The sequence below is a fragment of the Lactococcus sp. EKM203L genome (assembly GCF_011800585.1).
In the GTDB taxonomy this organism is placed as follows: domain Bacteria; phylum Bacillota; class Bacilli; order Lactobacillales; family Streptococcaceae; genus Lactococcus; species Lactococcus lactis.
Window position 1 is genome coordinate 195505 of the sequence record NZ_JAALEQ010000002.1, and the last position, 23308, is coordinate 218812.

Below are 23308 nucleotides of genomic sequence, written 5' to 3' on the forward strand. Positions count from 1 at the left end.
CTCCATCCTTCTTCAATAATGAAGGCTTTTTAATTAATATTAGTCAATTTCCACAAAAAGAGTCTGGAACTCATTGAGTAACCCAGACCCTTATTAAATGATTTATTTGTTCATTAGTTGGCTTTACTCATTGAATTTGCCACTTTAATGGCTGTTTTATAGTCAGCTTTTGTTGAATCAACATAGCCATCATGTGAATAAATGGCAATGACTTTCTTTCCTTCATCAGTTTTAGCCATATCTTTAATTGCTGCTGAGAGTGCTTTTTTGAAGTCGGCCGTCATGATTTTTGATTTTTCTGAAACCATGATTCCATCATTGGCAATGGCAGGTGTCACACCAATCACATTTGTATCATCCCAAATACTTTCTTTTGCACCGAAAGTTGTGGTCCACTTAGTAGCGTCATCCATTCGTGCATCAGCATATTCTGGCATTACATCAATTTGACCTGAAGCAAGTTGAGCCATTGCTGAATCATAAGAATCCATAGTAACTGTATTTTTTAAATCACGAATTGAATGTTTAAAGTTCTCAGTTAACCATTGCGAAGGATACATATAGCCTGCCGCAGATGAAGTTGATTCAAGCCCCCATTTTGCATCGTTTAAATCTTTCCATGTCAAAGTTCCGTCGTTAGCTTCTTTAGCTAACTTTTTGCCCATTGGAGAATTACCAGCAATGATCAGCGAACGGTAAGAAGTCACTTCTTTATCGGTTTTAGTTGTTGGTTTATGCTCATTCCAATATTTTGCAGAATCTGAGCCATCATTTGAAAGTCCTTTACGTGTTGCCATCAAGAGTGGAGTTGAACCATCTTGATACATGGCATAAGTTGTCGCTGACATTCCATAACCGACGTCAACTGAACCAGCATCAAGCCCTTCACCAACCGCTTGATAATTTGTACCAACACTAGTATCAATATTTTTTACTGTATAGCCTTGTTTTTTCAATTCAGATTTCAAAATATTTGCGATTGGTTTAGTCGCTGTGGTAATATCGTCCGGATTTTTGGATGGAATAAATGAAATCTTTAAATTTGAAATGGTTTTGCTATCAGATTTTGATGCAGAGCTACTATTTCCACAAGCTGCAAGTAATGATACTGCAATTAGTGCACTTGCTGTAAGTCCAATGACTTTCTTCGATGTCTTTTTCATTATAAAAATGAATCTCCTTAAGATTTTTATCAATCGGTTGATGAATCGGTGTGCTTCACAAAATAATTCTAACCCATTTTAATTTATCTGACAATGACCTTTTTGTAAATATTCTGTTAACAGTTACTATTGTACGTAAATACCGAACTTTATTTTATAAAATTACATTATTTTGTTTTTTTATAGATTAATTTTTTATAAAATACAAAAAAACAGCTTACATAGTTTGTATATACCAAACTTTAGCTTGATGATGTATTGTTTAATAAGGCTGTCAAACTTTCTGCTATAATAAAGTTATGAAAAATTTAACTTTTACGGTCAGCATGTCTGACCTTGGTTTAGAAATTCGTCTTCCATCAACTGCCTTTTTACGTATTTTTGATCAGAATAATGCACGTTTTGATTTGCAAAATGATGAGCTTTTCTTTTTACTAAAAAAAGGACAGATTAAAATGATTGCCAATGATTTAGAATTAATTCCTAAGTTAGAATTTGATAAAGTCGTGATTTTAAATATGGCTGCCTATGATTTAGAGCTGGAATATCTAACGCAATATTTAGTTAACTTGGCTGAGGAAGCTGGCATTATTTTACGTGATAAAGCCGAGCCAATTAAAATTCCAAGCAATATCGAAAAAGCTTGTGCCACTTCTGCTGACGAGTTTTTGACTGCTTTAACTGCTTTTGGCATTAAATTAGAAAAGAAAAAAGCTTTTTCTCCTAAAGCACGACATCGCTGGAAAAAAGGACTTTCTGAAGTTGAATTTTTTGTTAATCGTTCCGACAGTAAAGCGACCATTATTTGGGAAAAATCCAATCAACTCGTGATAAAAGCCGGAGCAAAAATCGCCGAAAGCGGTGGAATGAAATCTGATGGTACACCAGGTTTAGCCTATCGTTTTACACAGACTTTAAGAGAAGAACAAAAAGCCAATTGGGATGCTAAAACATTCACAACTACTGAGGATATTGTCTTAAAATCAGTCAATGAAGTGGGACATTTCCTTTACTTCGCTGGAACGAATAGCTGGTTACAATTGGTCGATAAAGAAGGACGGACAATTCATGAATTATCTGTGGTTTAGTAATTCTTACTAAAAGATGACAATAGGACTCCCAATCTGTGAAGTTCCCCTTGCTAATCTTTTTTTGTGGAGTTATAATATAGAAAAGGAGGCGGTTATATGACTACTGCTTATCTGCTACTTGGCAATGACAAATCGCTAGAAACACCCGCGGGATTACAAATTGGAAAAATGTTTGCTTACAAAGAAATGGAAAAACTTTGGTTAAAAAAAGCTCAAGTGATAGTTGGCAATGACATTCAACTCCAAAAAATATATTTGTCCGAATTACTGACGAAAAAAAATGAAATAATTGATTATATCTTTTGTTATCCAGAGCTCAAACTTCATCTGAAAGAGCTTAAAGAAAGTTTTCCACAGACAAAAATATTAATGATTAATCAACTCTAAATAAAAAAAGTTACTAACAGAACTGTCAGTAACTTTTTATTTATTTCATTAATTCATAGTAAAGTTGGCCCATATTTCCTTTAAAATCAAGGACTTCATCAGCAATTTTTACTTCAACAACTTCAATTTCATCAGCAATGGCATTATAATCGCTTTGTTGAAGGGCTAGGAAATCGTTGACTCCGTCAAATTCTTCAGTAAAGGTCATACCATTTTGAAGTTTTCCAATTAATTTCATCATTAAACTTCTCCTTCTTCTATGTCTTCAAAAACGAGACTAGGTTTTGCATTTAAATCTAATCCTGCTTGAACATTTTCTAAACCTTTTTTCCATTCGATATATGCTGCTGCTGCAATCATTCCAGCATTGTCACCACAGAGTCTTAAAGGAGGAATAATTAACTTTTCGTCAGTAATTTCTGCTGACAAACGTTCGCGTAAGCCTTGATTTGCTGATACTCCACCGCCAATAATTAGCGTTTTAACTGGATATTTTTCCATGGCTAATTTGGTTTTGGCCATAAGGACATCGACGACCGCAGCTTGAAAGGAAGCAGCTAAATTTTCTAAATCATCAGCAATCACGTCATTTCCTTTTTGATTTTCGTTATGAACGAGATTAATAAAGGCTGATTTTAAGCCTGAAAAGCTAAATTCTACTTCATGTGTGTTCATCATTGCTCGTGGGAAATTGTAAGTATCAGCTCCTTTGTGTGCTAATTCATCAATGACTTTTCCACTCGGATAAGTCAGGCCCATCACTCGACCAACTTTATCATAAGCTTCACCGGCAGCATCGTCACGAGTTTCACCAACTTTTTTATAGCTTCCTTCTTTTTCTACGTAAACAAGTTCAGAATGTCCACCTGAAACCAAAAGGGCCATAGCTGGATATTCAATGGTATCCACTAAACTTGCAGCCATCAAATGACCGGCCATGTGATTAACTGGAATCAAAGGAAGATGATTTGCCCATGCAAAAGTTTTTGCTGCCATGATTCCAACTAACAAAGCGCCATTTAAGCCTGGACCTTCGGTCACCGCAACGGCCGTCAGTTGGTCAGCCGAAATTTCTGCTTCTTCAAGTGCTGCTTCAATACAAACAGTAATTTGTTCGACGTGATGACGGCTGGCAATTTCTGGCACAACTCCACCAAAGCGTTTATGACTATTGATTTGACTGGCAATGATATTACATAATAATTCATTTCCATTCTTTAAAATTGCCACTGAAGTTTCATCACATGAAGTTTCAAAGGCTAATATATAATTATCTTTCATTTTTAAAATTGCTCTTTTCTCATTAACAAAGCATCTTCAAGAGGTTTGTCATAATAATTTTTTCTTGTATGATAAATCTTAAAACCAAATTTTTCATAACATTTTTGAGCGGCAAGATTGGACTTCCGAACTTCCAAAAATAAAGTCCCACTAAATGTTGACACTTCTGTCAGTAAAAAACTCGCTAGTCCTTGCCCCTGAAAATCAGGATGAATAGCGATATTTGTAATTTCTAATTCATCCATTATTGTTGAAATTGCTAAAAGACCAACAATTTGCCCCTCTTCTTCTAGGAAGAAATAATCGGAATTTTCATTGATTATATCAGCTAAAATGTAAGCTCGTGTCCACGGTGATTCTTCGTAAGCAAGTGACAAAAGTTCATAAATCTGAGCTGATAGGTTTTCTATGGTTGGAAAATATTTTTTATCTTCTAATTTTTCTTCAAAGTAAGAGAGATGTTTTAGTTTCATTTTTTCAATTTCTTAATCATCCAAATGGCATCAGCACCGTCTTCATAGTACTCTGGCAATAATTTGTCAGTGACAAAACCTTGCCTACGATAAAGTCCTTGTGCTTTAGTATTGTCACGACGGACTTCCAAAGTCATCTCATTTTTTCCGAGTGCGCTCATCAATACAATCAGTTGTTCAATCAAAGTTGAAGCAATTTGTTGTCCTTGAAAGGCTTTAAACACTGCGAGATTAGTGATATGTGCATCTTGACCATGGTGATTGATTCTAGTTCCAATAAAACCAATGACACTGCCAGAAATTTCGGCCACAATGAAAAAGGCTTCATCATTTTTGACAATTTCATGTTCAAAATGAGAGAAGGTCCATGGAATATCTCCATTGTAAACATCTCGTTCAATCGCAAGCAAAGCAACAATATCAACTCTGTCTGCCAATCGATAGTGAACACCTTCTCGGTCATGTTCAAGTTCAATGTCAGCCATTTCTAAATAACGACGAGGATTAAATTTTTTTCCACTAAACCCTTTGAACGTAGTCGTCAGGAGTGTTTTCAGCTTTTTCATGACTTTCCAACCATTTCTCTTCGGCCTCAACTTTTTTGAGGTAATTTGGCACAAAAGCGTGCACATTTTCAGGAGTTAATTTTTCAGCAATCTTAGCAATTTCATAGGCTGACGGGAGCTTTTTTAAACTGTCAGAAATGATTTGTTCTTCAGAGAAACCAGCATTTTGAATTGCTTCAACGAAATTATCAGTTTCTCCTGTGAAAATAATTTGTTCAAATGAAGAAACTTTTTCTAATAAATCAGCCAAAAATTCACTAAAATTGCAATGTTGATCCGCAATTATTTGCTGATCATTTTTATAAAGAGCTGCATAGGCATTTCCACGTCTTGCATCAATTATCGGAAGCACGTAAGCATTTTTGTCTTGAACACGATTAGCAATTGCCAATAAACTTGATAGACCAACAAGCTCTTTATTTAAGCTAAAAGCCAATGTTTTTCCAACTGTCGCAGAAAGTCGCAAACCTGTATAAGAACCAGGTCCTTGTGCTACCGCAATCCGGTCAAGTTCTTTGGCTTCAAGACCAACTTGAGCCATCAAAAAATCAATGCTTGTCATCAAAGTTGTACTGTGATTTTTTTTCAAATTTAATGTTACTTCACCAAGTAATATTCCGTCAGCAACCACAGCTACTGACAAAGCCTTTGATGAGCTATCAAATGCTAATATTTTCATTTTTTACCTATAATATTTCTGAAAGTATGTTATTTTTTAATTACTGATAGACTTTTACTGACAGCCACTTATCCAACGCGACCTATCTACAAATAATTTTTATCTTCTCTGTCATCAGTTCTACTTCCTTATATTTTACCACGCTTGCCTTGCAAGTTCCACCATTATTTTTTAGGAAGCGCTTCATTTATAAAATTAATGAACTCAACTTTCCATTTCCTTGCAAATATGCTAAAATGATAGTAATTGCAAAGAACAGCAAACACGAACTATTAGGAAAGGAACGAGCTTTTGCTCGTGATTTATAGAATGATTTTTAAAGTTTTCTACCAAAAAGATAATACCCGCTCACCACGTCGTGAGACTACTGAGGCTCTTTACCTCGACCTTGATGTTGCTACTAAAGAAGAAGGAGTTATCCTTGCACGCGAACTTCTTGCTAAAAATACTGCCTACCATGTAGAGTTTATTGACTCACTTTCTGATGAATCTGTCGAATATGAAAAAGAAACTGGCGTATTTGAAATCACAAGCTTCTAAGACTGACTGGAGTATAAAGGAGAGCACTTTAGATTTTTGTCAAAAATGACAGCAATCTAAAGTGATTTTCTTGTACCTTTAAAATTCTGTCAGTAAATATTACATTAAAAAACCGAACTGACCAACTTGTCAGTCAAAAAATAAAATAAAAAATCCAAAGAATAGGAGAAACATGCCAAAGCAACTTAAAATAAAAGCTGATGAAGTCGCAGTTTACGCCATTGGCGGACTGGGCGAAATCGGTAAAAATACTTACGGCGTTGAGTATAAAGATGAAATTATCATCATTGACGCCGGAATTAAATTCCCAGAAGACGATTTATTAGGTGTTGACTACGTCATTCCTGATTATACTTACATCGTTGAAAATATTGATCGTATCAAAGGTCTCTTCATCACTCACGGACACGAAGACCACATCGGAGGAATTCCATTCCTCTTGAAACAGGCCAATATTCCAATTTATGCTGGACCATTGTCACTTGCGCTCATTCGTGGAAAGCTCGAAGAACACGGACTTTTACGTGATGCTAAACTTTATGAAATTCATGCAGATTCAGTCATTAAATTTAATCATTTAAGTCTTGACTTCTTCCGCACGACTCACTCAATTCCAGAACCTTTAGGGATTGTTGTAAATACTCCTCAAGGTAAAATTGTGGCTACTGGTGACTTCAAGTTTGACTTCACACCAGTGGGTGAACCTGCTGACCTTCACCGAATGGCTGAACTTGGAAGCGAAGGCGTTTTACTCCTTCTTTCTGACTCAACCAATGCTGAAATTCCAACTTTTTCACATTCTGAAAAAGTCGTTGGTGCAAGCATCATGAAAATTTTTGAACGTATTGAAGGTCGAATTATTTTCGCTTCATTTGCCTCAAATATTTTCCGTTTGCAACAAGCCGTTGATGGAGCAGTTAAGACTGGACGCAAAATTGTCGTTTTCGGTCGTTCAATGGAAAAAGCAATCGTGAATGGTTTGGAACTCGGTTATATCAAAGCTCCTAAAGGAACTTTCATTGAACCAAATGAAGTTAATCAATACGCTTCACATGAACTTTTGATTATGTGTACAGGTTCGCAAGGTGAGCCAATGGCTGCACTTTCAAGAATTGCCAACGGAATGCACCGTCATATTACCTTACAAATGGGCGATACGGTTGTCTTCTCATCAAATGCTATTCCTGGGAATACCCACGGTGTTAACCAATTGATTAACAAAATCGCTGAAGCTGGTGTTGAAGTTATTTATGGTAAAATGAACAACATTCACACCTCTGGTCATGGTGGGCAACAAGAGCAAAAACTCATGTTACGTCTCATCAAACCGAAATACTTTATGCCTGTTCACGGTGAATATCGAATGCTCAAAATTCACGCTGGACTTGCTCAAGATACTGGTGTCCCTAAAGAAAATTGTTTCATTCAAGAAAATGGTGACGTCCTTGCATTAACTGCTGACAGCGCAAGATATGCCGACCATTTCCCAGCCTCTGACACTTACGTTGATGGTTCAGGAATTGGTGATGTCGGAAATGCCGTTCTCCACGATCGTCATGAACTTTCAGAAGATGGAATTGTCCTTGCGGTTGCAACCGTTGACTTTGAAAAGAAAACCGTTCTTGCTGGCCCTGACATGCTTTCGCGTGGATTTATCTATATGCGTGAGTCTGGTGATTTGATTCGTAGTGGTCAACGTGTCCTTTTCAATGCCATTCGTGAAGCGATGCATGAAGAAAATGCAAATGAAGCTTCTGTGGCTCGTGCGATGCGTGAAGCACTCTCACCATTCCTTTATAAACAAACTGAACGTTCACCACTTGTTGTTCCAATGATTATGACACCTGATGAATAATATTTATTAATAAAAAAGGCTGAATATATAATGATTCAGTTTTTTTTATTGTCCTAAAGCAACACCTTAAAAATAAAAATACCTAAATAAAGCTCATTCCAACAATAGATTATACCCAAGTAGAAATATATTCTAAGATTATAGTAATCATAGCTAAATTTTACTTTATAAAAATTTAATGGTATTATTATAAAGTAATAAAAATGGAGAATAAATCTTATGAAAAAAACAATCCTTTGGTCAGCTACATTTTTGAGTTTATTTGCCTTAGCTGCCTGTTCAAATTCTAAAAGTTCTGAAAATCAGACCAAAAAAGAAAATACTTCTAGTTCTAAAGTTACCTCAAGTTCAAAAACTAGCAATAGTAAAAATTCTGCTACTCATTCTACGAACACTTCTCCTTCAAGCAGTCAAGCAAATACCAATAATTCTGAAAAAGTACAAAAAAGTTCTTCGCCTTTATCTGGATATAGCGCTGAACAGGTTGAGTATGCACGCGTAACCGAAACCCTTCTAAGTTATTATAAATATGATTATCAACCTGTTTCTATCAGTGTTACTAAAAATGGAGCTAATCACCAAGTCTTTCCTTTTTCCGGTTCTGTAGTTGTTCCTCAGGACACAGTAACATTATCTTTTAGTTCTGATAATACAATGGCTGGAACCACTATTGTTACCTATAGCTCTAATCATAATGGGTCAATCAATTTCTATAAAGACCCAAATCATTACCAAGACGAAAGATATCTTAAAGATTCTGCTTGGGTAAAAGAAGAATCTCAAAAACTATTGGACAGTAGCCAAACGCTTGCCATTCCAACTTCATTTGATGAACAAGCTGCTCAAATCATTTCTAAGATAGAAATTAAATAATAATAATTCATCTAATCTAAAAAACCTCTGATTATTCAGAGATTTTTTTGTATTCTTTGGTAAATCTTTGATGAAGTTCTTCTTTTTCTTCTTGACCAATAAAGGCGCCATCAATTGCGTAATGATTTATTTTTTCAAAATCAGAAAGAGAAAAATCTGGGTACCAAGCTGAGATTTTCTCATATTCTTTGCTTAAATTTGTAGCCGAAACCATTCGATTATCGGTATTTAATGTCACGTGTATTCCTTTGTCATAAAGTTCTTTAAAAGGATATTGCGCAAGCTCTGTCACCGCTTTTGTTTGAAAATTGCTAGTCGGAGCCATTTCTAAAACAATTTGTTTTTCAATCATCATTTTTTGTTCGGCTTCGGACAGATTTTTAGTCATAATTCCATGTCCAATGCGACTTGCCCCCATTGCAATTGAATCTAAAATATTTTTCTCACATGCTGGACATTCTCCAGCATGAAGCGTCACATTGACACCCTTAATTTTTATATCATGAATCAAATCTACAAATTTTTCCTGTGGATAATTTAATTCATCACCCGCCATATCAAATCCGACAAAATGTTCATTAGGAATCTTATCAAAAAGTGGCAGCAGTTTTTGTAATTTTTGAATTGGTTCTTGTTTTAATCCACAAACGAGTGCATTTGCTCTTATATCAAAATCATTTTCTGCACGAGAAAGGCCGGCGATGACAGCCTCTACTGCTTCTTCAAGGGTTAGATTTTCTAAGAGATGTTGACTTGGAGCAAAACGGATTTCAATATATTTAATATTATCATTTGCTGCCTGTCTGACAACATCATAAGCAGCTAACTCTAAATTCTTATAAGTTTGCAAAAGTGGTAAGACGAAATCAAAACGTTGCAGGTATTCTAGCAAATTTTTTGTATTTTCTGGGGCTTGTGCCTTTTCTAAAATTTCCTCATCGGACATTGTCATATGAATTCCAGCATTTTTAGCGAGTTCTTTAATGACTGACAAGCTAAGCGAACCATCAAGATGGCAATGAAGTTCAACTTTTGGTATTTGAGCAATAATTTCTGATTTAAGCACGAGTTTCTCCCTTTTCTTTTTCATCCAATATTATTTTACATGATATAAAAGATTTCGAGCTAAATAGCTCGAAGTCCTTCAAAAATGTATTTTTACTATTCTACGCTTTTTTGTGAGAAAAAGCAATTATCATCTTTACGCATTTATTTTATCTTGTGGATAAGATTTTTTTGGCTCAATTAAGCCATTTTTTTGTAATTATCCCCAATTTTTCTTAACTTATTCACAATTTTTGGGGAAAAAGTGAAGAAAATGTGGATAAACTTCTTAATTCTTAATAAAAAACAAGCGGAATTTTTAATTTCCGCTTGTTTTTAAGATTAATTTTCCTCGACATTTTCCACAGCGATACTTTTTTGTATCAATTTTTCTTTGTCGAGGATAAAGTTGGCCGCAATTTTGACAGCTATAATAATATTTTATCTTCTTATCAATCACTGAGGGAGCATATCGTAAGCCACCAACTTGTGACAGAAGCCTTTTAAAATCAGCATCTCGATGTTTATAACCTCTTTTAGACCGATACAGATGATAATGAGTTAATTCATGAAGTATCACTCCTTCAAAATCTTTAAGTTCAGCCATTTTAGGATTAAAATCAAGATGTAAATCTTTGGGAAAGAAACGACCACCAGTTGTCCGTAGGCGTTGATTCCATTTTGCTTCGTGGTCAAATGATTGCTTAAAATATGTGAGTGATATTTCTTTTACTTTTGCTGTCAATTCTTGATTAGTTAACACTTTTCCTCCTTTGACAGGCTCGCACAGACGACTGTCAGTAAATTTTACTGACAGCTTCGCTTAATGAAACTAGAATCAAAAAAATTTACTGACAGATTATTTTTCTCGTGGGTTCACTAAGGTTAAATTAATTTTCCCTCTTTGTAAATCGAGAGATTTAACCCAAATCGTTACGATTTGTCCTACAGCGACAACATCACTTGGATTTTTGACAAAAGATTTGCTCAAATCAGAAACGTGTGCCAAGCCATCATTTTTAATTCCGATATCAATAAAGGCACCGAAATCAACAACATTACGAACTACACCTTCAAGTTGTTGACCAATTTGTAAATCTCCAGCTGACAAAACATCTTGTCTTAAAATTGGGGCATCAAAACTATCACGCAAATCACGGCCTGGTTTTTGTAAATCATTGATAATATCAGTCAATGTTTCCTGACCAAGACCAAGTTTTTCAGCCATTTCAGGAATATTTACTGACGAAAGTTTGGTCAGCAATTCTTCGTTACTGACAGGTTTATCAGCGGAAATTTCCGCCAAAAGTTGTTCCGTCACTTTATAAGATTCTGGGTGAACACCGGTGTTGTCAAGGAAATTTTTACCTTCTGGAATTCTTAAGAAACCTGCCGCTTGTTCAAATGCTTTAGCTCCCAAACGTGGGACTTTTTTTAGTTCCGCTCTTGTTTTGAGTGCACCATTTTCTTCACGATATTTTACTACATTCTGTGCCAAACTTTTATTAAGGCCAGCTACGTGTGAAAGCAAACTAGGACTGGCTGTATTGACATTAACACCAACTTGGTTAACTACTGTTTCCACGACAAAATCAAGATTTTCTGTTAATTTTTTCTCAGAAACATCATGTTGATATTGACCAACACCAATGGCTTTTGGTTCGATTTTTACAAGTTCAGCCAATGGATCTTGCAAACGGCGTGCAATCGAAATTGCTGAACGTTTTTCAACAGTCAATTCTGGAAATTCTTCACGTGCCAACTCGCTCGCTGAATAAACAGAGGCTCCAGATTCACTGACAATCACATAATAAACATCAGAAAAATTATTTTCCTTGAGTACTTCTGCAACAAAACTTTCAGATTCGCGACTGGCAGTTCCATTCCCAATCGCAATCATATTCACACCATATTCTCGAATGAATTTTGCTAAATCTTTTTTCGCTTGAGCAATTTGACCTGCATTTGCTGGCTTCACAGGATAAATGACCGTTGTCATCAATAATTTACCTGTCTCATCAACAATAGCAAGCTTTGCTCCAGTACGGTAAGCAGGGTCAAATCCCATGACTACACGCCCTTTAAGCGGAGCCACCAATAATAAATTTTTCAAATTTTCGCCAAAAACTTCGATGGCAGATGCTTCAGCTTTTTCTGTCAATTCAGTCCGAATACTACGTTCCATAGCCGGAATCAATTTTTTCTTGACAGCATCTTTAATCGCCACTTGCATCATTGGATTATTTTGAGCAGCAAAACGGGCGGCAAAATAACGTAAAATTTTATCTTCGTTATTTTCAAATTTTACTGACAGAATCCCCAATTTTTCACCACGGTTTAAAGCCAATACACGATAATTTGGTAATTCTGAAACTTTTTCTGAGAATTCATAATACATTTGAAAAACTTGCTTTTCATCAACGGCATCTTTTTTCAAACTACTTGTCAGTAAACTATTGTTTTTGATTTCACCGGTCAGCCATGAGCGCAAACGTGCATCCTCAGAAATCGCTTCTGACAAGATATCCACAGCACCTTCCAAAGCTTTTTGAGGGCTTGTAAAATTCTCATTGACAAATTTTTCAGCTTCTTCTTCAAGATTCGCTGAATTTTTTACAATCAATTGAGCCAAAGGAAATAAACCATTTTCCTTTGCAATCGTTGCTTTTGTGCGCCGTTTTTCTTTGTAAGGCAGATATAAATCTTCAACTTCTGTTAGTTTTTCAGCAGCCAAAATTTGTGCTTTTAGCGAATCAGTCAACTTACCAAGCTCTTCAATTTTTGACAAAACAGCCGTTTTACGTTCTGATAATTTTGTCAGTAAATTATCTTCATCAATAATTTTTTTGATTTCAACTTCGTCAAGTGAACCTGTTGCTTCTTTACGATAACGAGCAATAAACGGAACTGTGTTCCCCTCTGCCGTCAGTTCTAATACTTTTTCAACTTGTGAATTTTTAATATTCAACAATTCAGCAATTTTTTTAACATTTTCCACTTAGAAATAATCCTTAACTAGTTTTTGTCATCAATTTTAAAGGACAGTGTCCTACCTCTATTTTACCAAAAAAGTCACAAAAAAATCGCTCCCAAACAGGAGCGATTTCAAAATGCAAATAAGAAATTACATCATTTTGTTGTAGAATTCAACGATCAATGCTTCATTGATTTCTGGGTTGATTTCATCACGTTCAGGAAGACGAACAAGAGTTCCTTCAAGTTTATCAGCATCAAATGATACGAAGTTAGCGCGACCTTTAGTAGCTTCAACAGCTTCAAGGATTGCAGGAACTTTCATAGATTTTTCGCGAACTGAGATCACTTGACCAGGTTGTACGCGGAATGATGGGATATCAACGCGTTTTCCGTCAACAAGGATATGTCCGTGGTTTACGAATTGACGTGCTTGACGACGAGTAGTCGCAAGACCAAGACGGAAAACTACGTTATCAAGACGTTGTTCAAGCAAAGTCATGAAGTTGAAACCAACAGTTCCTTCTTTAACTTTAGTTGCAGCAATGTACAAGTTACGGAATTGACGTTCAGAAAGACCGTATGAAAAACGAAGTTTTTGTTTTTCAGCCAATTGAAGACCGTATTCAGAAAGTTTTGAACGGTTGTTTGGACCGTGTTGTCCAGGTACGTAGTTACGACGAGCGATTTCTTTACCAGAACCAGAAAGTGAGATACCGTAACGGCGTGATTGTTTCCATGATGGACCAGTGTAACGTGACATAATTTATGTCCTCCAAATATTTTATTTGAAGAATATTGACAGCCTCGAATTCGTTCATTTTACCTTCGCTTATAGCTTCAGTTACTTGACACAAGGAGTATAATAGCTTACGCTCCCTGACATAACAGCAAAATGTTGACGAGCTTTCTAGCTGACTGCTATATTCAACTTTTCTATTATACCAAAAATCCTTATTTTGTCAATATTTTTCACATTAGAACAAGTGATTTAAATAAAAAAACTCATCTGTAAGAGATGAGTTAGAAAATCAAGAGATTAGGATTCAATTTTAATTAATCTAAAATTCCTAAACAAAAATTATTTTTCTTCTTTTTTAGCTTCTGGTTTTGGTGCAGTTCTTACGCCTACTGCGTTGAAATGTTTTTTACCGTTACGTTTACCAAATTTATGTGATTTATATGCCATGATGGCTCCTTTCATTTAATGCTCGCTTTTAATAATTTTCTAAACTCACATTATCACTTGAATTTTATCATATCTTGATAACACTTTCAAGAATTATGGAAGATTATTTAATTTTGACATCAAAAAAAACTCATCCACGAAAGATGAGTTAGGGTTAGTCGGTAATCGGGAAGACAGGATTCGAACCTGCGACACCTTGGTCCCAAACCAAGTACTCTACCAAGCTGAGCTACTTCCCGTAGCTAATATTAAATTTTTGAAACTTCTTTGTTCAGTATCTCCACTTTTAAAAGTACTTGTAAAGTAAATTTGCTTCGCAAATTCCTATCCACAGCCTCAAAGCATGCTTTGAGCTCTACCAAACTGAGCTAATTCCCGGACATGAAGTGCTTGACGCTTTAGCGTTTAGCAATTCAGTTCTTCGCGCTTATCACGAAGTTCCAAATATTATTTTAGAATTTTTAAATTCTTACCGATACTTCTCTCATTTTATCTAAAATATCAGTATCAAACAAAAAAATGACTTTCGCCATATTCTGTTTATGCAAGCGGTAGGATTCGAACCTACAACCGCCTGATTCGTAGTCAGGTACTCTATCCAGTTGAGCCACGCCTGCGTTTCTCTCAAACGACTATATTAGTATATCAAGTTTCCCATAAGTTGTCAAGAATAAACTCATTGGATATGAATTTTTTAGAATAAACCTTCGTTAAAAACGAATAAAAAGAGCAGAATCACTTCTCCTCTTCTTATTTTATTATCTACCAAAATAAACTTGTTGAGCCTTAGCTCCCCCATCTTGTACTGTTAGCAAAGTGCTGACCGTTACAAAGGTATAACCTTGTGCTTTCAAATTTTGAATAATCTGCGGCACAGCATCTACTGACCATTGGTGAATATCATGCATCAAAATGATTGCTCCATCATGAGCGTAAGTCGAAACATTTTGAACAACTGGAGCACTTGTACGATAACGCCAGTCATTTGTGTCAACAGTCCAATTAACTGCACTTAAATTTGTTTGACTTAAAACAGATTTATTATAACTTCCATAAGGTGGACGGAAGAGTGTTACGTTTTTACCTGTAATTTTATTAATTAACTGATTTGCACTCTCAATTTCTTGCTTTTGTTGGTCTGGTGAGAGTGTTACCAAGTCTTTATGGTCCCATGTATGCGAAGCGACTTCATTTCCTCTATCAGCTTCTTCTTTAATAATTTGGGGGCAGGCTTGGGCTTGTTTTCCTAAAGCAAAAAAGGTTGCTGGAACTTGTGCATCTGATAAAATTTTTAATAATTGAGGGGTCGTATTAGGGTTTGGTCCATCATCAAAGGTCAAGGCAATCAATTTTTTATTTGCATATTGATTTTGAACGTTCGCAATACGCTCCGCTTCTTTTTGACGTTCAATAAGTATTTGTTTGTCAGCATTTACTTGTTTTGCCAATGCTTCTTTGTCTGATTTCTCATATGGAGCCTTTAATAATTCTAAAGCCTCTTCAGAGCTTTTTATTCCTTCTTCACTTATATTTTCATGGGCTTTTGCAACAATCTGGTTCACTTTGTCAATCTCTGACAAATAGTTTGTCAATTGGCTCATTGATTTATCTAAAGAAGTTTTATCTTTAACATGAAGCTTATCAATTAACTTATGAGCCTGTTCAATATCGTTTGCTTTTCTTGAATCATAGGCCTTGTCTTTTGCATTTCTCGCCTCATCTACTTGTTTTTCATAAGCAATTTTTTGCTTTTGAACTCCTTGATCATAATAATAGGTTCCTACTCCCGCTACCACTATTAATAACGCACCTATAAGCAAGGTAAGCTTCCAAAAAGCTTTTTTTGCTCCTTTTGATTTTAATCTTCTTTGTTTCATTATTCTTCCCTAAATAACTTTTATCATTTCAAAAAAGTTCAATTGTAACAATTTAACTACTGAATGATTTAAAAAAACTCTATCCTCCTATCTTAACATATCCATTCTTAAGATTAAAGCCATTAATTTATTGTTTTTTCATCTTCTGATAACCTATTAACTTTAAATTGTAAAAATTGGCTAATTGTATCAACAGCAAAATTGAGAACATGCTCGTCTGGATTCATTTTTTGTGAATGAAGGGGAGCATCACTATCAATTCCTAACCAGAACATGACTCCAGGAATTTTGCTCAAAAGGTAACCAAAATCTTCACCAGTCATGGCTGGAGAGATGTCAATAAGATTAGCCTTAGTTTCTTTTTTGAAAAATTCCATCAGTTCTTTAGCAAGTTCAGGATGATTTTCAACTGGAAGATAGCCGCCTTGTTTAAGTTTAAGCTCAATTTCCATGTTAAAAGATTGCGCGATTCCATTTGCAAGTTCTTTTAAACGTTTTTGGGTCAATTCATTGACTTCTTGGGTCAGACTCCGGATAGTTCCATGTAAAAAAGCACGTTCAGCGATAATATTATTCGTTGTCCCAGATTCCATTTTTCCAAATGTAACCACTGCTGAAGCTAATGGATCCACATTACGGCTTACAATCGTCTGAACCTGAGTGATAAAATAAGCGGCTGCTACCAAAGCGTCATTTGCTGTGTGGGGAAAAGCAGCATGTCCTCCTGTTCCAATAAAGGATAATTCAACTTCACAAGTCCCTGCAAAAAGCGTATGCTGATTCGTAGCGATATCACCTACTTTTAAATCTGGTCGGACATGTAATCCATAAAATTCATCAGGAAGCCAATTTTCAAATGCTCCAGCATCATACATTAATTTTCCGCCCGCTTCATTTTCTTCAGCAGGTTGAAAGAGAAAGAGGAGATTATCTCTTGGTTGGCTTTCACTCATTTTTTCCAATAAACCAAGAGCAACGGTCATGTGAATATCGTGTCCACAAGCGTGCATTCGTCCATTTTTACTAGCATAAGGTAAATCGGTTGATTCCTCAATAGGCAGACCGTCAATATCTGTCCGCCAACCAATTGTCTTTTGACCCTGACTTCCTGCTAGATAAACTAGAATACCGGTTTGCCATGTTCTCACTTGAATAAATGGTTTATTTTGAGTCAGTTCTTGAATAATGGCTAGTAAATACTTTTGAGTTTCGTATTCTTCAAGACCAATTTCAGGAATTTGGTGAAGCTGCCGTCTGATTTCAATTAAATTTATCATATTTTTTCCTCGTTACTAAGCTTAATTTCAATCTTTTTTATTTATTTTACTCTTTTTTGGCTGTATATTGCTCTTTTTAACAAAAAAACTTTTGCTAAGATTAACAAAAGTTCAGAAATAAGCTATTTCTTTAATTTTACAAATTTCTAAGGGCATCTTCTAAAGCCGTTTTTTGTTGTGTTTTTTCATCTATTTCTTTGATAATTCGAGCTGGAACACCAGCAACAACAACGTTTTCTGGAACATCTTGGGTAACAATTGCCCCTGCTGCAACAACAGAACCTGAACCGACTTGTACTCCTTCGATTACAACAGCATTGGCTCCCACAAGGACATTATCCCCAACACGAACAGGTTCAGCACTTGCAGGCTCAATAACACCAGCCAAAACAGCTCCAGCACCAATATGAGAGTTCTTACCAACCGTCGCACGGCCACCCAAAATTGCCCCCATATCAATCATTGTGCCTTCACCAATTTCAGCTCCGATATTGATGATAGCGCCCATCATAATGACCGCACTATCGCCAATAGTTACTTGGTCACGAATAATTGCTCCTGGCTCAATTCGAGCATTGGTTTCTCTGGTATCAAGGAGAGGCACAGCTGAATTTCGGCCTTCAAGTTCTAGGGTGTAATCTTTATTCTCAGTCAAGCCAGAAAGCAATGGACGTACTTCTTGCCAATCTCCAATGATAATTTTTAAGCTGTAATGTGTGTGAAAATCTCCCAGAACTTGGATTCCTTTATTGGCTAGTGCCTTAAAATTTGGACGCCCATTTTCAGCAAGAAAACCAGCTGCTTTAAAACTAGGCATTCCTGATAAGGTTACCTTGACACGTGTTTTTTTCTCAGCGTTCCCGATAAATTGAATTATTTCTTGTGCTGATAGTTTTTGTGCTTCCATTTTTACTCCATTCTAGGGCCATTCAGTTATTGATGACACTTTATAGGCCTTTTTATGATTCTGTCAGTAAAAATTTACTGACAGAATCATTTTACCTACAATATTATTGTTCTATATTATAGCAAATTATCAAATATTTGGAAAATTTTCAATTCTGCTTAAAGAAAAAACAGCCGAAACTGTTTTTTTACTGACAGAACTGTCAGCATTTATTTTATAAACTCAGAAAGACTTTCTTTCTTTTTATCAAATTTGATAAAAGTTCCGTCAGCACTTCTCTTCATAAATGTTGGAACGGTTTCTACTTCGTGAGCTTTACGAATCGCTTGTAATTCTGGATTGAGGTCTGTATTTTCTGTGTCAACGTAATAAATCATTTTGTCAGCATAGTCAGGAAGAGCCTTAACAAATCTTCTGGTCCAAGGACAAGTGACACGTCCAAAAAGTACAAATTGGCCTTCTGTCAGCTCTGACAGACGTTCTGGCGCAAGTGGAATTAGTCCTTTTACATTTTCAAAAAATTCAGTGCGCATTTCTCCAGTGTAAGGTCTTTCGACCCATTCACCAATAACAATAAAGGTATTGTCCTCAGGAGCAATAAAAGAAAACATGAATCTTCCATCAACAGCTGGCGTAATTGGACTTACAGGAAGTCCAAGTTCAATGATTTTATCATGAATTTCATCAATTGTTTCTACTGAAATTGCTAAAGTTTCAGGATTTGGGTCATAGGTTTCATTAAGTGCTACTTCATCTTCCAAACCTAATTCTTTCCAAAAAATTTCTGCATTTTCCAAGCTATTTACGTTTAAAGTAATCATTTTTTCTCCTCTTGAGCATTTATTTAGGAAACTTTTGACCATAAAATAAGTAAAATTGTCATTATGATAATAGATACAACGAGCAAGCTATCTCGCATTTTCCATTTGAGTTGACGGTATTTTGTACGTCCATCTCCCCCTTGATAGCCTCTGCTTTCCATTGCGACTGCTAAGTCATCCGCACGGCGGAAAGAACTGACAAATAATGGAATTAAAATTGGAATGACTGATTTAATTTTTTTCAGTAAATTTCCTTCACCAAAATCCATTCCTCTGGCTTTTTGAGCATTCATAATCATTGTTGTGTCATCCATTAATGTTGGAATAAAGCGTAAAGAAATAGATAACATCAAACCTAATTCGTGAACAGGGACTTTGATTTTTTTCAAAGGTCCTAAGCCTTTTTCGATTCCATCAGCCAAGGTCAATGGTGGCGTGGTCAGCGTCAAAATTGTTGACATAAAAATAATCAAGACAAAACGAAAGAAAATATAAACAGCATTAATCAAAGATTCTGTTGAAATTTTGATAAACCATAGACTAAAAATGACATGCTGACCATTAGTAAAAAGCATTTGGAAAATAACTGTGAACAGAATTAAACCAATCATTGGCCGTAGGCCTTTTAAAAAATAGGAAACTGAAATTTTGGATAATAAAACACCCGCTAAAGTGTAAAGCACTAAAAGAAGATAACCTAACCAATCGTGAGCCAAAAAGATAATGACAACAAAAGCAATCATCACCAAAAGTTTTGAACGCGGGTCCATGCGGTGAATGATACTATCACCTGGAATATAACGTCCCATCAGCATATTTTGCATCAGTTTTCACCTCCTGATTTTACTGACAGACTTGTCAGTAAATTAACAAGTTCAGCTCGTGTGATTGGCAATTTTTCAAAAGTATAGGCTCCTGTTTTTTGAAGTTGGTCAGCAAAATGAGTCGCTTTTGGCACTCCCAATTCATGTGCTTTCAAAAAATCAACTTCTTGAAAAACATCTGACGGAGTACCACAGCTGATAATATGTCCTTTTTCAAGAAGATAAACATAGTCAGCATAATCGGCCACGTCATCCATTAAATGAGTGACTAAAACAACGGTTTGACCCGTCTGATGAATACTCTCAAAAAGTTTCATCATCTCAATTCTAGCTTTTGGGTCAAGGCCCGCTGTTGGTTCATCAAGTACCAAAACTTCTGGTTCCATCGCGAGAATCCCAGCAATGGCCACACGACGCATTTGTCCTCCTGAAAGTTCAAAAGGAGATTTTTCCCAAAATTCTTTTGAAAGACCGACCATTTCCAGTTTCTCAGCAGCAATTTTCTCAGCTTCTTCTTTTGAAATTCCAAAGTTTTGTGGTCCAAAAGCGACATCTTTTAAAACCGTTTCTTCAAAAAGTTGGCTTTCAGGAAATTGAAAGACTACACCTACTTTTTTGCGGACAGGTTTAATCTCTTTTTGTTTACTTGTTGAAGTGACAACAATATCACCTACTCTAACCGTCCCTTGTGTAGGCTGCAACAATCCATTCAGATGTTGCAAAAGTGTCGATTTACCAGAACCAGTATGCCCAATCAAAGCCGTGTAACTTCCTTTTTTGACTTCTAAATCAATGTCAAAAAGGGCACGACTGGCAAAGGGACTGTTGGGCTGATAAGTATAATTTACTTTTTCAAATTTAATCATTTTTCTTTTTTCTCAAATCCAATAATATCCATTTTAATGACAGAAATTCTAGCATACTAGAATTTTATTAAGTCACCGATTCAAGGACTCTCATTAATCGCCTTGAACTGACAGAAACTTCATTTATCCGCCAATTTCACACTCACGTTAATCGCGTGTAACTGACAGAAATTCTGTCAGTAAATTTAGCGCAACTTATCAGCCAAAAGCTCTACCAATTCGTCTTCTGACAGATACTTTTCTGGTGAATCAAAGCCATTTTTTCGCAGGTCTTTCATTAAATTTGAAGAGAAGGGAACATCTAGTCCAATTTCAACCATATCCTCACTCGTTGCAAAGAGTTCAGACGGTGCCGCTTCCTTAATTATTTCTCCTGCTTTCATCACTAAAATTCGGTCAGAGCTTGCTGCTTCATCAAGGTCATGAGTAATAGATAAAACGGTCAGTTGATATTTCTCTTTAATTTCATGAATCACGCGCATAATCTCTTGACGCCCGGTCGGATCAAGCATTGAGGTTGATTCATCAAGAATAATGATTTCAGGTCGCAAAGCAATAATTCCGGCCACAGCTACCCTTTGCTTTTGTCCACCAGAAAGTCTCGCGGGTTCGCGGGTTTTGAAATCAAGCATATTGACAGCAAGCAAAGCTTCGTCAACTCGTTTAATCATCTCTTCCCGTGGAATTCCTTGATTTTCCATACCAAAAGCGACATCATCTTCAACCGTTGCCCCAACAAATTGGTTATCCGGATTTTGAAAAACCATCCCAATCTTTCGACGAAGATTCCAGACATTTTCAGCAGTCAAAAGTTCTCCATCAATTTTGACTTTTCCTTCAAATTCTTCAAAAAGACCATCAATCAGTCGAGCAGTCGTCGATTTACCAGAACCATTTTGGCCAATAATCGAAACCCATTCCCCTTTTGTAATCGAAAAGGAAACACCATTAAGCTGATTTACATCGCTTTCTTTTTCATATTTAAAAACTAAATTTTCTACTTCGAGAATTTTATTCATAGCCCTTATTATACCAAATTTTAGACACTTTTAAGCATTTAGTTTTATATTTCTACTAAAAATGACATTCTTTATCGCCAAAACAAAACATTCAAAAGTCATTGCTAAACGAGAAGGGATTTTGTTATAATATTAAAGTAATCGGAGAAGTGTCCGAGTGGCCGAAGGAGCACGCCTGGAAAGTGTGTATACGTCACAAGCGTATCGGGGGTTCGAATCCCCTCTTCTCCTTTATAAATTCACATTCTTAAAAATAAAAAAACATTAATTATAAAAATTAATGTTTTTTTATTTTTATCTATTCTGGAAAACTAGCAAGAGCTACATCTTTTCCTAATTCTTCTTCAATTCGCAAGAATTGATTATATTTTTCAACCCGTTCACTTCGAGCCATTGAACCTGTTTTTATTTGGCCAGCATGCATGGCTACCGCAAAATCGGCAATGTAGCTATCAACTGTTTCACCTGAACGATGAGAAATCATTGTCTTATAGCCTGCTTTTCTCGCTAAACTAATGGCTTCAATCGCTTCAGTTACTGTTCCGATTTGATTAAGTTTAATCAAAATAGCATTTGCTACACCTTTTTTAATTCCTTCTTTGAAAATTTTAGGATTTGTCACAAAAATATCATCACCTACTAATTGAATTTTTTGACCTTGAGCTTTCGTTTGAGCTGCAAAGCCCTCCCAGTCATGTTCAGAAAATCCATCTTCAATAGAAATAAGTGCTGGATATTTTTCAACTAAATTTTCATAGTAAGTCAATAGTTCTTTAGAAGTCAATTTTTGCCCTTCAAAACGATAAACTTTTTCTTTATCATCATAAAATTCGCTTGAAGCTGGGTCAATGGCAATCGCAATTTCTTCACCAGGAACATATCCTGCACTTTCAATTGCTTGATAAAGTGTAGCTATTGCATTTTCAGTAGAACCAAGTTTAGGGGCAAAGCCACCTTCATCGCCTACGGCTGTTTCTAGCCCTTTGTCAGCTAAAATTTTCTTCAGAGTATGGTAGATATTTGCAATTTTTTCTAAACCATCGCGAAAGCTGTCCCGTTTGACTGGTGTAATCAAAAATTCTTGAACGTCAATTCCTGAATCGGCATGTACTCCACCATTAATGACATTAAAAAATGGTTGTGGAAGTTCCAAATCAACTCCACCAAGATAGCGATAGAGTGGAATTTTTTCACTATTCGCTGCCGCACGAGAAATGGCCATTGAAACCCCTAAAATTGCATTAGCCCCTAAACGAGATTTATTTTTTGTCCCGTCAAGCTCAATCATCAAATGATCTAATTTTGCTTGATTAAATGGTGATTGTCCTTTCAAGGCTTCATAAATTTCGCCATTGACATTTGCGACGGCTTTAGAAACGCCTTTCCCTTGAAGGCGGTCTCCACCATCTCTTAATTCAACTGCTTCACGGTCTCCAGTTGATGCTCCTGAGGGTACTGCTGCGCGTCCTAATGTTCCATCTGTTAATCTAACATCTACCTCAACGGTTGGATTTCCTCTAGAATCAAAAATTTCTCTTGCGTGGATGTTTTCGATTGTGACTGTCATAATAAATCTCCTTTTCTTTGCCTTTAATGCCTTGTA

General features: G+C 36.0%; 23 protein-coding genes and 3 tRNA genes. 6 read left to right on the plus strand and 20 right to left on the minus strand.

Annotation, left to right across the window (positions count from 1 at the left end):
- Positions 1 to 113: 113 nt before the first annotated feature.
- On the minus strand, positions 114 to 1163 hold the full coding sequence (locus HFD15_RS04170) for a phosphate/phosphite/phosphonate ABC transporter substrate-binding protein (RefSeq protein WP_039114560.1): 1050 nt from the start codon (positions 1161 to 1163) through the stop codon (positions 114 to 116).
- Positions 1164 to 1462: 299 nt separating this feature from the next.
- On the opposite strand from HFD15_RS04170, the gene HFD15_RS04175 reads away from it, so the two are divergent.
- Together HFD15_RS04175 and HFD15_RS04180 are read left to right on the plus strand one after the other, a co-directional pair.
- Positions 1463 to 2251, plus strand: coding sequence for a hypothetical protein (locus HFD15_RS04175; RefSeq protein ID WP_058208266.1), 789 nt, complete (start codon positions 1463 to 1465; stop codon positions 2249 to 2251).
- Between the two features lie 99 nt (positions 2252 to 2350).
- The gene (locus HFD15_RS04180) at positions 2351 to 2641 is read left to right on the plus strand and encodes a hypothetical protein (protein ID WP_023189972.1); all 291 of its coding nucleotides are present in this window, start codon (positions 2351 to 2353) and stop codon (positions 2639 to 2641) included.
- A 40-nt stretch (positions 2642 to 2681) separates the two neighbouring features.
- On the opposite strand, the gene HFD15_RS04185 is transcribed toward HFD15_RS04180, so the two are convergent.
- The 5 genes from HFD15_RS04185 to tsaB are packed head-to-tail and all read right to left on the minus strand — an operon-like array spanning position 2682 to position 5640.
- A complete protein-coding gene (locus tag HFD15_RS04185; protein ID WP_003131704.1) occupies positions 2682 to 2882 on the minus strand; it encodes a DUF4649 family protein in 201 nt (66 codons plus the stop codon).
- Complete coding sequence (tsaD, locus tag HFD15_RS04190; RefSeq protein WP_003131705.1) at positions 2882 to 3922, minus strand: tRNA (adenosine(37)-N6)-threonylcarbamoyltransferase complex transferase subunit TsaD; 1041 nt, start codon at positions 3920 to 3922, stop codon at positions 2882 to 2884. The genes HFD15_RS04185 and tsaD overlap by 1 nt, the downstream gene beginning before the upstream one ends.
- 2 nt (positions 3923 to 3924) lie before the next feature.
- On the minus strand, positions 3925 to 4395 hold the full coding sequence (gene rimI / locus HFD15_RS04195; RefSeq protein WP_012897153.1) for a ribosomal protein S18-alanine N-acetyltransferase: 471 nt from the start codon (positions 4393 to 4395) through the stop codon (positions 3925 to 3927).
- The gene (gene rimI, locus HFD15_RS04200) at positions 4392 to 4961 is read right to left on the minus strand and encodes a ribosomal protein S18-alanine N-acetyltransferase (RefSeq protein WP_010905268.1); all 570 of its coding nucleotides are present in this window, start codon (positions 4959 to 4961) and stop codon (positions 4392 to 4394) included. The genes rimI (HFD15_RS04195) and rimI (HFD15_RS04200) overlap by 4 nt, the downstream gene beginning before the upstream one ends.
- Positions 4915 to 5640 carry a tRNA (adenosine(37)-N6)-threonylcarbamoyltransferase complex dimerization subunit type 1 TsaB gene (gene tsaB, locus HFD15_RS04205; protein ID WP_167593310.1) on the minus strand — a complete coding sequence of 242 codons (726 nt, stop codon included), beginning with the start codon at positions 5638 to 5640 and terminating at the stop codon, positions 4915 to 4917. Before tsaB ends, rimI (HFD15_RS04200) begins: the two co-directional genes overlap by 47 nt.
- 309 nt (positions 5641 to 5949) lie before the next feature.
- Here tsaB and HFD15_RS04210 point away from each other — a divergent pair, with 309 nt between their 5' ends.
- The 3 genes from HFD15_RS04210 to HFD15_RS04220 all read left to right on the plus strand — a co-directional run bounded on the left by HFD15_RS04210 (position 5950) and on the right by HFD15_RS04220 (position 8908).
- Positions 5950 to 6180 carry an RNA polymerase epsilon subunit gene (locus tag HFD15_RS04210; protein WP_003131711.1) on the plus strand — a complete coding sequence of 77 codons (231 nt, stop codon included), beginning with the start codon at positions 5950 to 5952 and terminating at the stop codon, positions 6178 to 6180.
- Between the two features lie 172 nt (positions 6181 to 6352).
- Positions 6353 to 8035, plus strand: a complete 1683-nt coding sequence (gene rnjA / locus HFD15_RS04215; protein ID WP_003131712.1) for a ribonuclease J1 — start codon at positions 6353 to 6355, stop codon at positions 8033 to 8035.
- A 219-nt stretch (positions 8036 to 8254) separates the two neighbouring features.
- On the plus strand, positions 8255 to 8908 hold the full coding sequence (locus HFD15_RS04220; protein WP_033900404.1) for a hypothetical protein: 654 nt from the start codon (positions 8255 to 8257) through the stop codon (positions 8906 to 8908).
- 31 nt (positions 8909 to 8939) lie between these two features.
- On the opposite strand, the gene add is transcribed toward HFD15_RS04220, so the two are convergent.
- From add to HFD15_RS04285, 13 genes are all read right to left on the minus strand, one after another.
- Positions 8940 to 9998, minus strand: a complete 1059-nt coding sequence (add, locus tag HFD15_RS04225; protein ID WP_081042643.1) for an adenosine deaminase — start codon at positions 9996 to 9998, stop codon at positions 8940 to 8942.
- A 273-nt stretch (positions 9999 to 10271) separates the two neighbouring features.
- Complete coding sequence (locus tag HFD15_RS04230) at positions 10272 to 10715, minus strand: SprT family protein (protein ID WP_010905264.1); 444 nt, start codon at positions 10713 to 10715, stop codon at positions 10272 to 10274.
- Between the two features lie 96 nt (positions 10716 to 10811).
- Positions 10812 to 12950, minus strand: coding sequence for a Tex family protein (locus HFD15_RS04235; RefSeq protein ID WP_167593309.1), 2139 nt, complete (start codon positions 12948 to 12950; stop codon positions 10812 to 10814).
- Positions 12951 to 13076: 126 nt separating this feature from the next.
- Entirely contained in the window at positions 13077 to 13688 is a 612-nt protein-coding gene (rpsD, locus tag HFD15_RS04240) for a 30S ribosomal protein S4 (RefSeq protein ID WP_004255752.1), read from the minus strand.
- A 591-nt stretch (positions 13689 to 14279) separates the two neighbouring features.
- Positions 14280 to 14353, minus strand: a tRNA-Pro gene (locus HFD15_RS04245).
- Between the two features lie 304 nt (positions 14354 to 14657).
- Positions 14658 to 14731: transfer RNA gene (locus HFD15_RS04250), tRNA-Arg, on the minus strand.
- Positions 14732 to 14872: 141 nt separating this feature from the next.
- A complete protein-coding gene (locus HFD15_RS04255; RefSeq protein WP_021723048.1) occupies positions 14873 to 15991 on the minus strand; it encodes a polysaccharide deacetylase family protein in 1119 nt (372 codons plus the stop codon).
- Positions 15992 to 16113: 122 nt separating this feature from the next.
- Complete coding sequence (locus HFD15_RS04260) at positions 16114 to 17268, minus strand: N-acetyldiaminopimelate deacetylase (protein ID WP_058208260.1); 1155 nt, start codon at positions 17266 to 17268, stop codon at positions 16114 to 16116.
- 136 nt (positions 17269 to 17404) lie between these two features.
- Entirely contained in the window at positions 17405 to 18175 is a 771-nt protein-coding gene (dapD, locus tag HFD15_RS04265) for a 2,3,4,5-tetrahydropyridine-2,6-dicarboxylate N-acetyltransferase (protein WP_023189982.1), read from the minus strand.
- Between the two features lie 209 nt (positions 18176 to 18384).
- Positions 18385 to 18996, minus strand: a complete 612-nt coding sequence (locus HFD15_RS04270) for a thiol-disulfide isomerase (RefSeq protein WP_010905259.1) — start codon at positions 18994 to 18996, stop codon at positions 18385 to 18387.
- 23 nt (positions 18997 to 19019) lie between these two features.
- Complete coding sequence (locus HFD15_RS04275) at positions 19020 to 19820, minus strand: energy-coupling factor transporter transmembrane protein EcfT (RefSeq protein ID WP_004255779.1); 801 nt, start codon at positions 19818 to 19820, stop codon at positions 19020 to 19022.
- Entirely contained in the window at positions 19820 to 20686 is an 867-nt protein-coding gene (locus HFD15_RS04280) for an energy-coupling factor ABC transporter ATP-binding protein (protein ID WP_015425751.1), read from the minus strand. The genes HFD15_RS04275 and HFD15_RS04280 overlap by 1 nt, the downstream gene beginning before the upstream one ends.
- Positions 20687 to 20871: 185 nt before the next feature.
- A complete protein-coding gene (locus tag HFD15_RS04285; RefSeq protein WP_167593308.1) occupies positions 20872 to 21705 on the minus strand; it encodes an energy-coupling factor ABC transporter ATP-binding protein in 834 nt (277 codons plus the stop codon).
- Between the two features lie 143 nt (positions 21706 to 21848).
- Here HFD15_RS04285 and HFD15_RS04290 point away from each other — a divergent pair.
- Positions 21849 to 21936, plus strand: a tRNA-Ser gene (locus tag HFD15_RS04290).
- A 67-nt stretch (positions 21937 to 22003) separates the two neighbouring features.
- Here HFD15_RS04290 and eno read toward each other — a convergent pair.
- The gene (gene eno / locus HFD15_RS04295) at positions 22004 to 23272 is read right to left on the minus strand and encodes a phosphopyruvate hydratase (protein WP_058208259.1); all 1269 of its coding nucleotides are present in this window, start codon (positions 23270 to 23272) and stop codon (positions 22004 to 22006) included.
- Positions 23273 to 23308: the final 36 nt, after the last annotated feature.

Excerpts from the sequence above, each read along its gene's own strand:
- HFD15_RS04170 (WP_039114560.1), bottom strand. The coding sequence starts at position 1,163 with ATGAAAAAGACATCGAAGAAAGTCATTGGACTTACAGCAAGTGCACTA.
- HFD15_RS04175 (WP_058208266.1), top strand. The coding sequence starts at position 1,463 with ATGAAAAATTTAACTTTTACGGTCAGCATGTCTGACCTTGGTTTAGAA.
- HFD15_RS04180 (WP_023189972.1), top strand. The coding sequence starts at position 2,351 with ATGACTACTGCTTATCTGCTACTTGGCAATGACAAATCGCTAGAAACA.
- HFD15_RS04185 (WP_003131704.1), bottom strand. The coding sequence starts at position 2,882 with ATGATGAAATTAATTGGAAAACTTCAAAATGGTATGACCTTTACTGAA.
- tsaD (WP_003131705.1), bottom strand. The coding sequence starts at position 3,922 with ATGAAAGATAATTATATATTAGCCTTTGAAACTTCATGTGATGAAACT.
- rimI (WP_012897153.1), bottom strand. The coding sequence starts at position 4,395 with ATGAAACTAAAACATCTCTCTTACTTTGAAGAAAAATTAGAAGATAAA.
- rimI (WP_010905268.1), bottom strand. The coding sequence starts at position 4,961 with ATGAAAAAGCTGAAAACACTCCTGACGACTACGTTCAAAGGGTTTAGT.
- tsaB (WP_167593310.1), bottom strand. The coding sequence starts at position 5,640 with ATGAAAATATTAGCATTTGATAGCTCATCAAAGGCTTTGTCAGTAGCT.
- HFD15_RS04210 (WP_003131711.1), top strand. The coding sequence starts at position 5,950 with ATGATTTTTAAAGTTTTCTACCAAAAAGATAATACCCGCTCACCACGT.
- rnjA (WP_003131712.1), top strand. The coding sequence starts at position 6,353 with ATGCCAAAGCAACTTAAAATAAAAGCTGATGAAGTCGCAGTTTACGCC.
- HFD15_RS04220 (WP_033900404.1), top strand. The coding sequence starts at position 8,255 with ATGAAAAAAACAATCCTTTGGTCAGCTACATTTTTGAGTTTATTTGCC.
- add (WP_081042643.1), bottom strand. The coding sequence starts at position 9,998 with ATGAAAAAGAAAAGGGAGAAACTCGTGCTTAAATCAGAAATTATTGCT.
- rpsD (WP_004255752.1), bottom strand. The coding sequence starts at position 13,688 with ATGTCACGTTACACTGGTCCATCATGGAAACAATCACGCCGTTACGGT.
- HFD15_RS04255 (WP_021723048.1), bottom strand. The coding sequence starts at position 15,991 with ATGAAACAAAGAAGATTAAAATCAAAAGGAGCAAAAAAAGCTTTTTGG.
- HFD15_RS04260 (WP_058208260.1), bottom strand. The coding sequence starts at position 17,268 with ATGATAAATTTAATTGAAATCAGACGGCAGCTTCACCAAATTCCTGAA.
- dapD (WP_023189982.1), bottom strand. The coding sequence starts at position 18,175 with ATGGAAGCACAAAAACTATCAGCACAAGAAATAATTCAATTTATCGGG.
- HFD15_RS04270 (WP_010905259.1), bottom strand. The coding sequence starts at position 18,996 with ATGATTACTTTAAACGTAAATAGCTTGGAAAATGCAGAAATTTTTTGG.
- HFD15_RS04275 (WP_004255779.1), bottom strand. The coding sequence starts at position 19,820 with ATGCAAAATATGCTGATGGGACGTTATATTCCAGGTGATAGTATCATT.
- HFD15_RS04280 (WP_015425751.1), bottom strand. The coding sequence starts at position 20,686 with ATGATTAAATTTGAAAAAGTAAATTATACTTATCAGCCCAACAGTCCC.
- HFD15_RS04285 (WP_167593308.1), bottom strand. The coding sequence starts at position 21,705 with ATGAATAAAATTCTCGAAGTAGAAAATTTAGTTTTTAAATATGAAAAA.
- eno (WP_058208259.1), bottom strand. The coding sequence starts at position 23,272 with ATGACAGTCACAATCGAAAACATCCACGCAAGAGAAATTTTTGATTCT.